The 14,068-nt window shown below is 57.1% G+C and carries 10 protein-coding genes; 2 read left to right on the forward strand and 8 right to left on the reverse strand.

Going from position 1 to position 14,068, the window contains the following annotated elements; genetic code table 11:
* Positions 1–64: 64 nt before the first annotated feature.
* The 7 genes from AC1DXW_RS20875 to AC1DXW_RS20905 all read right to left on the reverse strand — a co-directional run bounded on the left by AC1DXW_RS20875 (position 65) and on the right by AC1DXW_RS20905 (position 10,693).
* Positions 65–1,384 (reverse strand): ABC transporter substrate-binding protein, encoded by a 1,320-nt coding sequence (locus tag AC1DXW_RS20875; RefSeq protein WP_477760395.1) that lies wholly within the window; start codon positions 1,382–1,384, stop codon positions 65–67.
* Between the two features lie 30 nt (positions 1,385–1,414).
* Positions 1,415–2,746 carry an ABC transporter substrate-binding protein gene (locus tag AC1DXW_RS20880; RefSeq protein ID WP_477756207.1) on the reverse strand — a complete coding sequence of 444 codons (1,332 nt, stop codon included), beginning with the start codon at positions 2,744–2,746 and terminating at the stop codon, positions 1,415–1,417.
* Between the two features lie 286 nt (positions 2,747–3,032).
* Positions 3,033–4,382, reverse strand: a complete 1,350-nt coding sequence (locus tag AC1DXW_RS20885) for a sigma-54-dependent transcriptional regulator (protein WP_458372948.1) — start codon at positions 4,380–4,382, stop codon at positions 3,033–3,035.
* A gap of 7 nt (positions 4,383–4,389) precedes the next feature.
* Positions 4,390–6,105 carry a sensor histidine kinase gene (locus AC1DXW_RS20890; RefSeq protein ID WP_477760396.1) on the reverse strand — a complete coding sequence of 572 codons (1,716 nt, stop codon included), beginning with the start codon at positions 6,103–6,105 and terminating at the stop codon, positions 4,390–4,392.
* Positions 6,106–6,468: 363 nt separating this feature from the next.
* The gene (locus AC1DXW_RS20895) at positions 6,469–7,911 is read right to left on the reverse strand and encodes a hypothetical protein (protein WP_477760397.1); all 1,443 of its coding nucleotides are present in this window, start codon (positions 7,909–7,911) and stop codon (positions 6,469–6,471) included.
* A 76-nt stretch (positions 7,912–7,987) separates the two neighbouring features.
* A complete protein-coding gene (locus tag AC1DXW_RS20900) occupies positions 7,988–9,136 on the reverse strand; it encodes an iron-containing alcohol dehydrogenase (RefSeq protein WP_477760398.1) in 1,149 nt (382 codons plus the stop codon).
* Between the two features lie 183 nt (positions 9,137–9,319).
* Complete coding sequence (locus AC1DXW_RS20905; protein ID WP_477755809.1) at positions 9,320–10,693, reverse strand: sigma-54 interaction domain-containing protein; 1,374 nt, start codon at positions 10,691–10,693, stop codon at positions 9,320–9,322.
* Between the two features lie 388 nt (positions 10,694–11,081).
* On the opposite strand from AC1DXW_RS20905, the gene alr reads away from it, so the two are divergent.
* The gene (gene alr, locus AC1DXW_RS20910) at positions 11,082–12,365 is read left to right on the forward strand and encodes an alanine racemase (RefSeq protein ID WP_477755810.1); all 1,284 of its coding nucleotides are present in this window, start codon (positions 11,082–11,084) and stop codon (positions 12,363–12,365) included.
* Positions 12,366–12,533: 168 nt separating this feature from the next.
* Here alr and AC1DXW_RS20915 read toward each other — a convergent pair whose 3' ends face one another.
* The gene (locus tag AC1DXW_RS20915) at positions 12,534–12,920 is read right to left on the reverse strand and encodes a DoxX family protein (RefSeq protein WP_477755811.1); all 387 of its coding nucleotides are present in this window, start codon (positions 12,918–12,920) and stop codon (positions 12,534–12,536) included.
* Positions 12,921–13,066: 146 nt separating this feature from the next.
* Between AC1DXW_RS20915 and AC1DXW_RS20920 the strand changes: the two genes are divergently transcribed.
* Positions 13,067–13,960, forward strand: coding sequence for a LysR family transcriptional regulator (locus AC1DXW_RS20920; protein WP_477755812.1), 894 nt, complete (start codon positions 13,067–13,069; stop codon positions 13,958–13,960).
* Positions 13,961–14,068 lie beyond the last annotated feature (108 nt).

A 14,068-nucleotide genomic window follows, 5' to 3' on the forward strand; every position in this document is an offset into this window, starting at 1 on the left:
TACCTTGGCATAAAGGTGGCGACGCCGGACGGGCCGCCACTTCGGAACAATCAAGCGAGGTTGATCAGTTGCACTGGGCACCGGGGAAGCCAGCCTTGATCCATTCCAGGGCGGCAGTGCCGTCTGGTGGCGTCACGCATTCGCCGGAGAAGGCGATGACGTTTTGCACGTCGCCTTTCTTGCTCGCCTTGTCGTACTGGTACTCGCCATAGGAAATGCCCTGCATCGCCTGATGCCCTCCGGCGCGGGCCATTTGCACCGTGCCGGACACTGACTCGAAGGTCGCGCCCTTGAAGGCCTTGGCGATTTCCTGCGGCGCGGGGATCTTGCCCGGTTCAACCTTGGCGTTCTCCGCTGCGTGCTTGAGGCCGAGAATGGCTTGGGCCATTTTACTCGCCGGGTAAGTCGGCGCGGTGTTGTACGCGGTTTGGTACTTGTCCTTGAACCAGCGATTGAGTTCGTTATCCGGCGCGAACGCACCAAACGGGCCACGGCCACCTATGACCATGCCGTTGGGAGCCTGGTCCTTGTAGCGGTCCAGGGCGGACTCGCCGCAGGTCAGGACCGCGGTGGCGTCTTCCAACAAACCACGGGCATTGGCTTGCAACACCAGCGCTTCCATGTCGCCGCCCCAGAAGCTGGAGTGGATGATGTCCGGGCGCTTGACCGACAGAGCGGAAATCTCGGCGCCGTATTGGCCCTGGAAGACCTTAGGCATCTGCGACTCGACCACCTTGGCCTTGGGCATCAACTGCTCCATGGAGTGGGTGAAGTCTTTCCAGCTGTCTTGTCCAAAGGCGTAGTTCTGCTGGATGCCGGCAACTTTCTGCGCGTCGGGGCGGGTCTTGGACAGGTAACGGGCGGCGCCGATATTGTCCACGGCCGCATCAAGGCCGGTGCGGAACACAAACTGCGGTGTCTTGTCTTCATTGAACAGCTGAGAAGTGCCGCAATCGTAAAACACGGTCATGGCCCCCAGCTCTTCGGCCACAGGCGCAATGGCCAGGCAGTCACCGGAGGAAATGTAGCCCACCACTGCATCGACCTTCTGGCGCTGCACCAGGTTACGGAACTCTTCGACCTGTTTAGCCGCGCCGCCCGCTTCGTCGATGATCACCACCTCGATTTCGGCACCGTTGATACCAATGGTGTTGTAAGGCGCCGGGAGCTTGCCTTGGTTTAGCCCTTCCACCAGCACTTTGGCGGCGTTCGCGGACGGCTCACCGAACGGCCCGGCTGCTGGGCCCGATAGGAAAGTCACCACGCCGATACGAAACTTACCGTTCTCGGCAGCCATGGCCGAGGAGCCCATGGACAGGGCAACGCCAGCGGTAATAGCGAGGGTCAAACGGTGCTTCAGTATGTTTTTCTTATAATTGTTCATCTGTGCTTCCACTTTCGATTGATGAATTGACTAGGGACTCTCGGGACGACTCTTTTTCGAGTTAGGGCTTTCAGCGTTCATTCGACGCTTGATGGTTGCGCTGTTCTGCTGCAGTTCCTGGGCGGAATACACCACCCAATTACCCAGCATCACCTTGGCGGGCGGGTAATCGTTGTTGAGCACCGGAGTGCCAATTGCCTGGGTCTGCTGGATCTGATGGGTTTGCGGATCGATCCTTGAGACGAACCCGGGCGGATCCTCTGGCAAGGCAATTTCCAAGCCTTCCAAGGCACGTATCAACTCCTGGGAGTCGACGCTGCCCAGCGCTTTTTCATAGGCTTTGGCTAACACCATGACACCGGTGTAGGCACCTTCGGCGGCGTAGGTCGGGTAGCGACCGTTGATGGCCTGGAAGCGCTCGACAAAGGAACGATTGCGCGGCGTATCCGGCCAGTTGTTATGGTGCCGTGCCGAGAGGATCAGCCCCGGCAGAGCCTGGTCGCCCAAGGACACCAGGAAATCGTAGTTACCACCGGTGTCGAAGTTGGCCAGGCGCGAGGTGGCGAACAACCGGGTGCTGGCTGCCTGCTTGACGAAGGCCTGGAAGTCACCGCCCCACAGGGCCGAGACAATGATGTCGGGTTTAGCTTGTTCCAGAGCGGCGATATAGGCGGAGTAGTCAGGCTCATACAGGCGTGGCCAGAGTTCGGTGACGTCCTCGAACTTGACACCCAGTTGGGCAAAGGCTTCGTGCAAGTCATCGCGGGACACGTGGCCGTATTCGTAATCCGGGCCTATGAACGCCAGGCGTTTCCATCCGGTTTGTTGTTGCAGGGCTTGCAGGTAGCGGGCACCGGCGGCCATCGAGGTCCAAGTGTCATTGGTGACGCGGAAATAGTACGGGTGGCCGTTTTCCAGGGTCATGCGCGAGGACGCATGGTCGGTGCCGATCATCAGTACTTTCTCGCGCTTGGCCAACTGACTGACCGCCAGCCCCACGCCGGAYGAGACCATACCGCACAGCACTTGCACACCGTCCTGGTGGATGAAGTTTTTCGCCAGGCCTACGCCATAGGAAGCCTTGGACTGATCGTCATCGATGATCACGCGCAGACGTGGCACTTGCTGGCCGGCCTCGCGCTGAGCCTGCAACTCGCCTAGGGCAATCTGGATCCCGGCGATGCTGTCCTGGCCGTAGATCGCTGCGCGCTCGGTCATCGGGTACAGGCAGCCCATCGTCAGGTCCGCCTGAGAGGCGGCCGCGCCCAACTCCACGCGGCCGACCTGAGCCGAGGCAACAACGCTCAGCAAAAGACTGCAGACTGTGAGCGAGCAATAAAACCATGGACGTGGCAGAGACATAAGTATCCTTTAGGGCGTTGGCAACGCCTCTTGTTAGTTAGCCAGAGGGATAGAGCAAAGGGTGTGCCAGAAAGGCTGAGAAGCTTGTAGCCGTTGCCGAGGCAAGTGGCTACGATCGGGACGCAAGCGGCCGCCAGCCTGGAAATGCAGTCTGCCAGGCATACCTGGGCGCCCGGGGTGAGCGCGCTTGAAATTGATCGCAGCCACTTGCCTCGGCAGCGGCTACTGAGATTTGCGACGATTGTATTGAGCGCTTGGCGCTCAACCTGCGCGCATTGTTGAGCGGTTACCGCTCGGTCGAGCGATCCAGTCCCAGGCGATGCAGACGGCGCTTGAGCGCGTGCCGGGAAATCCCCAACAGGCTTGCTGCCAGGCCCTTATGGCCCGATGCGCGGCTCAGAGCATCGGTGACCAGATCACGCTCGGCGAGCTCGAGCTGCTCGCCCAGTACCAGTGGCTCGATCTGCAGGCCTTGCAACGCTGGCGGCAACATCGCCACGCTGATCGCCTGCCCCGGTGACAGTATGGTCAAGCGTTCTACCAGGTTTTTAAGCTCGCGCACATTCCCCGGCCAGCGGTGACGGACCAATGCCTGGGCGCTGTCCGGCAGGAAGCGGATCGGTTCGACCCCTTCCTCCACAGCCTGGCGCCGAGCGAAATGCTGGGCCAGCAACAGCACGTCTTCACCGCGCTCGCGCAGTGAAGGAATATCCAGTGTGATCACGTTCAGGCGATAGAACAGGTCCTCACGAAAGCGTCCCGATTGCACGTCATCGGCCAGATCCCGATTGGTCGCCGCCACCACCCGCACATCCGCGCTACTCGCGGCACTGGCGCCCACGGCTCGGTAGCTGCCGTTCTCAAGAAAATGCAGGAGCTTGGCTTGAAGCGCCAGCGGCAATTCGCCAATCTCATCGAGAAACAGCGTGCCGCCATCGGCCTGACTGACCAGCCCGGCACGCTTTTGGTGAGCGCCGGTATACGCGCCTTTTTCCGAACCAAACAACTCTGCCTCGATCAACTGCTCCGGCAATGCCGCACAGTTGACCTCGATAAACGGTTGCCCACCTCGCCCGCTATGGTTGTGCAGGGCTTGGGCGACCAAAGTCTTCCCCGTGCCGGATTCTCCAAGCAACAAAATCCGTGTCGCGGAACTACGGGCAATGCGCCCCACCGCTGCGTGCAAGGTGCTCATCGCCGGGCTATGGCCAAGCAGGCCAGCGGCCAGTTCATCACTCACCGCCACTGCGGGTTCTTCGCATCTGGCCAATGACAAGGTGCTGGTGATGGTCGCCAGCAGGTCGTCGAGTTCAAAAGGTTTTGTAAGGTAGTCAGTGGCGCCGCTTTTCACTGCCTGTACGGCGGCGCGGGTATCACCGTGAGCGGAAATCATGATCACCGGCAGTTGTGCGTGAAGCTGGCGTATACCGTCCAACGTGGCCAGGCCATCGATGCCCGGTAAGCCGAGGTCGAGCAGCACGATATCGATGCCGGTGGTCTCCCCCGCCAACAGCTCCAGCGCTGCCTCACCACTGCCGGCCGTGCTGATGCGCATTCCTTCGCCGCGCAGGGCGTAGCTGAGGGAACGCACCAGCGCTTCTTCGTCATCTACTATCAAAACGTGAATGTCAGTCATCGGTGGTTTACTTCGCCTCGTTCCCTGGGGGCGCGGGGAAGTCCAGGATCACCTGAGTCCCTACGCCAAGCGTACTGATAATGTCCATGCGCGCACCGTTGGCTTCCAGCAGTTGTTGGCTGATGCTCAGCCCCAGCCCGGTACCCCGCGCCTTGGAGGTAAAAAACGGTTGGCGGATGCGCTGCAAGTCCGCCTCGGAGATACCGCAGCCCTGGTCAATGACCATGACCCGCACCTGCCCACCCCATACTTGGGCGCACAGGCGCACGGGACTCTGGTTGTCGCAGGCCTGGAAGGCATTCAAACAAAGGTTGACCAGGATCTGCCGGATCTGGTCCGGGTCGACGTAAAGCTGCAAGCCTGGTTCTGTTTCGCACAGCAATTGCGGGTCGTCCGGCCCTGCCAGCTGGACGATCTGCTCGAACAACGGCGCCACGGCAACCACCTCGGGTTGAGCCGGGTGAGGCCTCCCATATTCCAACAGATCGCTGGTGACATGGGATAAGCGGTCGATTTCCTTGCCCAGGTCGGTCAGCAAGTGGCGTCGCTCGGGTTCTTCTTCTCGGCGCAGCAAGGCTTGCACTGTAGTTTTCATGGTTGTTAGGGGATTGCGCACCTCATGGGCCACGCCCGTGGCAAAGGCCCCCAGTACCGCGAGATTTTCTGTCCGCACAGTGTTTTCCAACATGTCCGCCAAGCGCGCGGCCATTACATTGAACGCCCGCGCTACATGGTTGATTTCGTCGTCACGGGGCTGTTCAGCCAGGCGATAACTGAGGTCGCCCATGGACAACTGGTGAGCGCCCTGTAACAAGGTGCTGACCCGCGAGCGCAACTGTCGCGACAGAGTAAAAAACACTATGAGGATAAACACGATAAAACCAGCAGCTATCCAGTACAACCACCAGCGTGCATCGTTCAACGGCTTAAGGATGGCCCCAGGCTGCACTCTGAACACCAGTTGCCAACCGGGAATTATCTGGGGGCCGTCACGCCACTGATTCGGCGCCTCGACCGCGCGCCCGGTGGGGTCGATAAAGGCACCGCCTGGCACCCGCAGCAACGGCGCAACCACCCCGCTCATCCCGGCACTGACGAGCAACTCGGTGAGTGATGCAAGGCGCAGGTGCAAGGCGATGCGCACACGGTGATCGGTGCGACCATTGCGGATGGTCTTGCGGATCAAGAAGCCACCCGAGCGCCCGGGTTCGGCCAGCAATGGCCCGATCACTTCGATATCACCGACCCACTGGGTCGGCAGCCCGGCGATAGACCAATGAGTGTTGGTCCAATAGGGCTCACCAGAGGCGGCTTGCCCCGGCAGCACGTTGACCAAATGATCCTGTTCATCGAAAAACAACACGCCATACAGGAACGGAAAATCCGCTTCGATCTTGAGCAAAGACTCCACGTCACTGCCGGGGGCGGACTGATCGGCAATAAACCCCGGCATGTTCGGGTGATTGGACAATGCCGAGACCTGGTAAAAGCGATCATCGAGAAATGATGACAAGCGGTTCGCCGTGGACAAGGCCTGGGCGTCCAGACGTTCACCAGTCAAGCGATTGAGCAAATCTTTGGCCAATTGCTCATAGAGCACTGCCAGCATAATGAGGGCGATGCTCATCACAAACACGGACAGCAAGGTATAGCGTGCCACCAGGCTGCCGTGCGGCCGGGCGAGCCACTTGCGTAGCAAGCAGAAGTAAGCAGTGCGGTTCATGGCTTTTTTGATTGTTTTTATAAAGTCGCTGCCAGCATAGGGACGTCAGCTTGTATCTGTCTATTCGTCTCGGTGGAAGTACGACTGCGAATTGTCGGAGCTACCCTCCTCCCCGCATATTCTGCGACACACTTGACGCTAACAGCTTCACGATCGCAGCAATCCGATCACCATCGCTAACCTGGAAGGTATCGCTCGCATGACGAAGGCAAGGCGAACTTTCTTTCGCGGCTAAGGCGTGCTGGAGTTAGCCCGAGGCTCCTCCCACAAATGGATTAGTGTTGATCACAGAGGGCGTGATCAATACCAAACCTGTGGGAGGAAGCTCACCGCAATAGTGTCAGATTGAGCGACTCAGGCCTGTCAGTCAGCCATAGCCTCTTCTGCTACCTGCTTAGTAGCCGTGGGCGACTCAGCACCTTTGGCTGGCTTGGTAGGCGCCGCCTTCAGATCCTTGGCAAATGTCCCATCCACCTCGCCCTTGAAGAAGTTTTTGCCGTAGATCAGCAAGCACAACACAACGCCAATCCCGAATGCCCAGCTCGCCCCCTTGATCGCCAGTACCGCGCCGATCACGCCCGCGATACCCAAGTCGCGCTGGCTACGAGCTTCAAGGATGCCCAGACGCACACTCACATAACCCTGGATCAGCAACGTCAGCGACAGAGCAACACCGAGAATCGGCTGTACCAGAGTCACTACCGGCAACAACAGCAGACCGGTGTTGGTCCCCCAACGGAACGACCCGACACCGCCGATGATCGACTTCATCGCCTTCGGCCCACCTTTGAAACGCTCGATCACCACCACCAGCATCGCCGCCCATTTTGGGCCGCACATGGCGACATCCGGGCCAAAGATACTCATGAACGCATTACGCGCGCCGAAGATCAGGTGAGAGCGATCGGCGTTGTAGTCGACGACTTCATCAGTGCGGACAGTTTCCGCCTCATCGAGGAGCGATTTCGCACTGAGCACATCGCCGAAGACAATGATGTACACCGCCAGCATGGTCGGCAACGCGGAGATGAACATCGACAGTGGCGGCATGCCCAGACCGAACACGGTGTAGTTGCTCCACAACCCGGCGAAATCCGGTTTGCTGATGCCCCACTGAATGGTTGGCCATGGCGCCTCACCGAAAAGCGGCGCAATCACCACCGCCAACAGAATGATCGGCAAGATGCCGAGCTTGGCGAAGTTCCACCAGAAGCGGTTGCGCTGCTTCAGTTCGTTGAAGTGCTGGGAGAAGATCAGATAGAAGGCGATGCCGACCGCAATGGAAATGGTCCAGGGCAGCACATTGAATTTACCGCCAACCTGGAACACCGCGATCACCGCACTCAAGCCGGCACCGACGATAATCCCGGATTTGATCGCTGAGGGCACATACTCCACAACCTTCTTCGCCATCCCGGTAGCCCCTAGGGCAATTGAAAAAACCCCCAACATCAACTGGAAGGCAATCAAGGCGTGGACACGCTCCGGGCCCATTGGAAATTGAGCACAGTAAGCCATCAACAGGGGTACCGCCGGGGTGATCCAGCCAGGTACGGTCGGGTCACCGAGCAAATGGTGCACGAGGTAAAGCAAGCCGTTGAGCATCACGACAGCCAACGCGACCTCAAATGGCATGCCGAGCAGTTCGGTCATCAGCGGAATGGCGGCCAGATCCACGGCACACATCAGCAAGCCTTGGAGGTAGTCCGGAAGCTCGATTTTGTAGTGAATAAACGGCAACCGAACCTTGAAAGGACCCAGCGGGATGTACGGGCTTTCGCTCCGCTGCGCAGTAGAGTTGGACATTGAGTGCACCTGTTTTATTGGTCTTGTAATGGCAGACGCCCGAACCGCCAGGCTGGGGCGTCGCGGCTTTTCGGGATCAGTAGGCTGCGCGGTAGATTTTCTCAATATCGGTGGCGGTCAACTTGCGCGGGTTGTTGCGCATCAAGCGGTCGATCTTACTGGCCTCTTCGGCCATCGCCGGGATGGCATCCTCAGGCACGTTGAAACTGCGCATACCGGTTGGGATATCCACAGCGGCGCATAGATCCGCCATGGCTTTGACAGCCTGATCCGCCGCTTCCTTGTCGTTCAGGTCGGCGACACGCACGCCCATGGCTTCGGCGATGTCACGGAAGCGCTCGACGCAGGCCATCTTGTTCCACTCCATCACGTACGGCAGCAGCAAGGCGTTGCTGACACCGTGGGCAATGTTGAACCGGCCGCCCAACGGGTACGCCAGCGCATGCACCGCGCCTACCCCGGCGTTGCCAAATGCCATGCCGGCCATCAGGCTGGCGGTGGCCATGTCTTCGCGGGCCTGGAGGTTGGACGGATTGGCATAAGTCTTGGGCAACGCCTTGGCGATCAGCTTGATCGCACCCAGCGCGATGGCATCAGTGATGGGCGAAGCATTCACCGAAAGATAGGACTCGACCGCATGCACCAGCGCGTCGACACCGCTGGCCGCTGTCACACTGCGCGGACAAGTCAGGGTCATGATCGGGCTGACCAGCGCTACGTCAGGCAGCAGGTAGTCGCTGACAATGCCTTTCTTCAGCTTCGCTTGCTTGTCAGAAAAGATGGCCACGTTGGTCACTTCCGAACCGGTGCCAGCGGTCGTCGGAATGGCAATCAGCACGGGGCCTTTGCGTTTCACCAGATCGACACCGAACAGTTCGGCCAGCGGGCCTTCATGTCCGGCAAACGCCGCGACGCCCTTGGCGATATCGATTGCGCTGCCGCCACCCACAGCAATCAACCCGTCGTGGCTGCCCTTGCGATAGGTGCGGGTACAGTCCTCAACGATGGCAATTTCAGGCTCCGGTTTGACCTGATCGAAAATGCCGTAACGGCGCCCACCCAGTTGCGCCAGCGCCAGATCAACAGTGYCGGATTCCAACAGAATGGCGTCGGTGACAATCAGCGGGTTTTTGACATTGAGGCGAGTCAGTTCAGCCGAAAGCTGCTCGATAGCGCCTTGTCCAGTGATCAATTTGTTGGCGATTTTGAAAGCAGAGATGTTCATAGTGCTCGTCCAGAGGATGTTGTTTTATTGGAAGACGTGCCATATGCGTTAGCGAAAGACGTGCCAATACCCGCAAAGCCCTGTGGCGTGGGCCTTTGCGCGATTCGCACGAAAACAGGAGGGGGTTTTACCGGTCAGTCCTGATTAGTTTTCTGATCGATTTATTCGGGGCTGATTAAAATCCTAATCAGAATGTTCCCAGCGTTTCATTTTCTGCACCACGGTCGCCTGACTCACGCCTAACGCCTTGGCCGCCAGGCGCGTGGTCTTGTGCACACGCAGCGCGGCACGAATCGCACTGCGCTCGGCATTTTCCAATACCTTGCGCAGCGGTAAGCGGCTGTCATCGGTATTCAGCGGGTTGAGGTTGAGGATCTCCTCAGGCATGTCCAGCGCCTCAATAGTCCCGGTCTGATTGGTCACCACCAGCCGTTCGACGATGTTGATCAGCTCGCGGATGTTGCCGGGCCAGGCGTAGTCGCACATCAGATCGAGGGCTTCGAGACTCCATTGAACCTGGCGTTGATAACGGACATTAAAGCTGTCGAGGTAGTAATGCAGCAGCGGCGGGATTTCCTCACTGCGCTCGCGCAGTGCCGGAATGTTGATCGGCACCACGTTGAGCCGGTAATACAGGTCAGCGCGAAAACGTCCTTCAGCCACCAACTGTGTGAGGTCATGGTGGGTGGCGCTAATGATGCGCACATCGACCTCCTTCAACTCCAGGCCACCGACAGGAATGAAGCGATTTTCTTCGATCACCTTGAGTAACTTGACCTGCACCGGGAGTGGCAAATCACCAATTTCGTCGAGAAACAATGTTCCGTGATGCGCAAGCTCCAGTAGGCCACGCTTGCCTTTAGGGCCTGCGCCTGTGAACGCTCCAGGCGCATAGCCAAACAGCTCGGCTTCGATCAGATTCTCGGGCAGTGCACCGCAGTTGAGGGCGAGAAATGGTTCACTGGCACGCGGACTGGCGTTGTGGATGAATTGCGCTACGAGGGTCTTTCCGACGCCGGTTTCTCCCTGAAGCAAAACCTTCACCGAGCTACTGGCAACCTGCCGGGCCAGCGAGAAGACGCGGCCGGAAACCTCCTGATCGGCCATAAGCGGAGAACGCAGGAGGTTGTCTCGTTGGCCAGCATGAAGTTTGGCGGTGCTGTTGCGCAGTTGTTTAAGCTGTTGCAACTCATCGCGCTCGTGTTTCATGCGCAGCAGTTCAGTCATGTCGCGTACGGTACTGACAACATATGAAATCCGGTTTTCAGCGTCGAGAATCGGCGTGGCGCTAACTAACAATTTCTTGCCCTGACTCAGGCTCTGCATCACCGACACCGGCCGACCTTCATGCAATACACGCAGTGTGGCCGATTGCGAGAGGACGCCCTCCTTCACCAGCTCCTGCATGGATCGGCCGATGAGATCAGCACCACTGAGCCCGGTCTGGCGCTCATAGGCTTGATTGACCTTCAGCGTCTTGCCGTCGCCATCAGTGATGTAGACGCCGTCATGCAAAGCGTTGAGCAGTTCTTCGAAACTGGCGTCGTTGACGTTCACCGGGGAGATTCCTTCGAGAGTGCGGAGCCGTTAAGTGTAAACGTTGTGTTGAGGGATGGAGAGTGACGGGAAGACAAGAGAGCAATTGAAGCCTTGAAGTGGTTCCATGCAGCCAAGAGCATGGGGCCTAATCCAATAGAAGCGTGTGACGCCGGCGTTGACTCAAGGGCTGGCTGGAACAGGTCGCCGTCCGACAAGTGAAAAGAGTCATCACTTACCTCCCCTCTCACGAACTGCTCCCACACCTCCCCGCCCACCTGGAAGAAACAGCAAAGACACTAACTTCAGAACAACCATCACGAGCAGTTAGCTTGCTACAACAAGCAAAAAGCTCAATGCAACAAGCCATTTGCCAACTGGCACCTGTGCATTGAAGGTGTAGCATTGAGTGAATAACACGGAACTAACTTCCCCTGCAAAAAAGTACTCAAATGATGAAATAATGAAAACAACATTTTCTCACTTTGTCGCAGTAGGTCTCATTGCACTTGGCACTCAGGCTTTCGCTGCACCGCTGCTACAGGAGTACAACTTCAAGCAGGACGTAAATGCAACAATATCCCAAACAAACGCCTGGTTAGAGATCAGTAAATCTGCTTTCAAGCAAAATATCGAATTCGTAAAAAGCAGATTATCGAAAGGCAGTAGCTTGTGCGCTGTGATGAAAGCAGATGCTTATGGCCACGGTATCGCATTATTGATTCCGACGATCATGGAAGCGGGCATTAATTGCATCGGCATTGCGAGTAATGAAGAAGCGCGAATTGCCAGAAAAGAGGGCTACACAGGAAAAATAATTCGCGTTCGGCAAGCCACGGAGGGAGAAATCGTCAGCGCATTGCCTTATGACATTGAAGAGCTTATCGGCAATGCACAGGTAGCCCGAGCCATCAGCACGCTGGCAGAACACAATGGCAAGCCCATCAAAATTCATCTCGTTACCAATGCGGGCGTCATGAGTAGGAATGGCTTGGAGCTTGCCACCGAGCAGGGCAAAAAAGACGTGCTGGAAATCACCTCAATGAAGGGACTGAAGGTCACCGGGATCATGACGCATTTCGCCGTCGAGGATAAGGCCTTCGTCATGGAGGCCTATGACAAGTTCATGTCGGAGCAGGACTGGATCATCAAGACTGCCCACTTGAACCGTGACGAAATCACCGTTCATTGTGCCAACTCGTTCGCAACGCTTGACGTCCCGGCAACCCACTTGGACATGGTGCGCGTGGGCGGAGCACTTTACGGCGATTTGATCGGCCGCGCCGAGCTGAAACGCGTCATGTCACTCAAAAGCAAGGTTGCTACGGTCAACACCTATCCTGCCGGAAACACAGTGGGCTATGACCGCACCCTCACACTGACTCGAGACTCCAGGCTCGCCAACATCCCAGTAGGTTACTCAGATGGCTACCGCCGAGTGTTTACCAACAAGTCTTTTGTCGTCATCAATGGCGTGAAAGTGCCCACAGTCGGAAAAATCTCGATGAACACAGTTATGGTAGATGTGACCGACATAAAAAACGTCAAGCCCGGCGATACCGTAACGCTCTATGGCAAACAAGGCGATGCCGAGATTACACAAGCTGAATTGGAAGACATCAATAACGGTGCACTGCTCGCCGATGTTTACACCATGTGGGGCACCTCAAACATTCGAATACTGGTCGACTAAAGCAAGAGGCCCGTAGCATGTGATGAAAAGCCACCTCATCAGGGTGGCTTTTCATTGCGCAGTTGCACTGATCCGCCAGTTGGCCAAAAACCGCACCAGAGTTCAGTTGGCAACGGAGCTTCGGCCTGGACAGCGGTCATGGTTTTTTCAGGACGTCTGTTCCGTCTTTCAGCTGGCGGCATTTTTATCCGATGCACGCTGCGGCGTTAGGGCATAAGCACCATCGCCACACAGCGCGATAGCAATCAGCACCGCCGTCCAGAATGCCGGGTACTCCCAGCCCCCGCCGGTACTGCTGAACAGCCAGCCATTACCCGAGTGCGCCCAGGTGGCACCCAATAAAACAGGAATGGCCGCCAAGGCCGCATAGCGAGTTTTAAAGCCCAGCACCAGCATTGCACCCGTGGTGACCTCAACTCCGAGAACCAGCCACGCCAACACACCCGGCAAGCCAATCGACTCAAAAAAACTTGAAGTACCTGACATTGTAAAAACGAGAACCTTTAAATATAGAGAGTGCGCCAGCAACGCAATACCAGCTGTCAGCCGAAGCAATAAAACACCATAGGAGATACCTTAAGAATCGTCCATACAACTTCCAAAATAACACTGACAGCGCACGTTGCGCTGCCTTCCGAATATATTGTTGCGAGTAATCAGCAACCCTACAATCTGCAATTTAGCTATTACGGACTGCATATATGCACACTTGGGACTGGGACGATCTACGCCTGATACTTGCCGTTGCCGAACACAAGTCTTTTGCCGCTGCCGGACGCGCACTTCATCTTAATCACACCACCGTGCTGCGGCGTATCAATGCGTTCGAAAAACTTCATGCATTTCGACTATTTGATCGCCTCTCGACCGGCTACACAATGACTGACTCCGGAGAAGAATTACTGCAGACAGCACAAATCATGAATATCGCCGTCAGCGAACTGTCCCGCAAACTCGAAGGCAAGGATCTGCGATTAGAGGGCATACTCCGCATTACCACCTGCGATACTTTGATGGCATCCATTTTACCGAAGGCACTTGGAGGGTTCAGTGAACTCCATCCCGAGATATCACTTGAAGTCACCACCGGCAATTTCATCAGCGATCTGGCCCAACGGCATGCAGATGTAGCAATACGAACCAGTGACAGTCCTCCCGACGCATTGATCGGTAGGCGTATCGCCGATGTCGGGTTTGCCGTTTACGCTGCCAGGGGATTTTCTGAGCGTCATGGGAGCGTTGATCCGGCGCACTTCAATCGATGGCTTGCCCCGGATCTCGCACTTGGTCAAATGGATATTGCAAAATGGCTGCGTGCCAGCATTCCTGCAACGTCCATTGTTTTCAAGGCCGACTCTTTGGTCACCCTTAGGCAAGCAGCGCTGGGGGGCTTGGGAATAGCCGCACTTCCCTGCTATTTGGGAGATTCAACCCCCGGGCTAGAGCGGGTCCCGTTCGTAGGACTCAACGCCCTCAAAACGGGACTTTGGGTCCTCACCCATCAGGACCTGAGACATACCGCTCGGGTGCAAGCCTTCACCCGCTTTTTGAATGAAGCACTTCAACGTTCCTGGCCTGGACCGACAACCACATGACCGTTGAGCGGAGTGACGTACTTCAGATGGAACGTAACCTTGCGTACCTTTCAATTGCGATTTTTTCCGGACAGTTACTTTCTTTATTCATGGGGGGCTTGCCGGGGA

This window comes from Pseudomonas sp. P4_C4 (assembly GCF_056402055.1).

Coding starts and splice junctions, on each gene's coding strand:
- AC1DXW_RS20875 (WP_477760395.1), bottom strand. CDS start 1,384: ATGAACAATTATAAGAAAAACATACTGAAGCACCGTTTGACCCTCGCT.
- AC1DXW_RS20885 (WP_458372948.1), bottom strand. CDS start 4,382: ATGACTGACATTCACGTTTTGATAGTAGATGACGAAGAAGCGCTGGTG.
- AC1DXW_RS20890 (WP_477760396.1), bottom strand. CDS start 6,105: ATGAACCGCACTGCTTACTTCTGCTTGCTACGCAAGTGGCTCGCCCGG.
- AC1DXW_RS20895 (WP_477760397.1), bottom strand. CDS start 7,911: ATGTCCAACTCTACTGCGCAGCGGAGCGAAAGCCCGTACATCCCGCTG.
- AC1DXW_RS20920 (WP_477755812.1), top strand. CDS start 13,067: ATGCACACTTGGGACTGGGACGATCTACGCCTGATACTTGCCGTTGCC.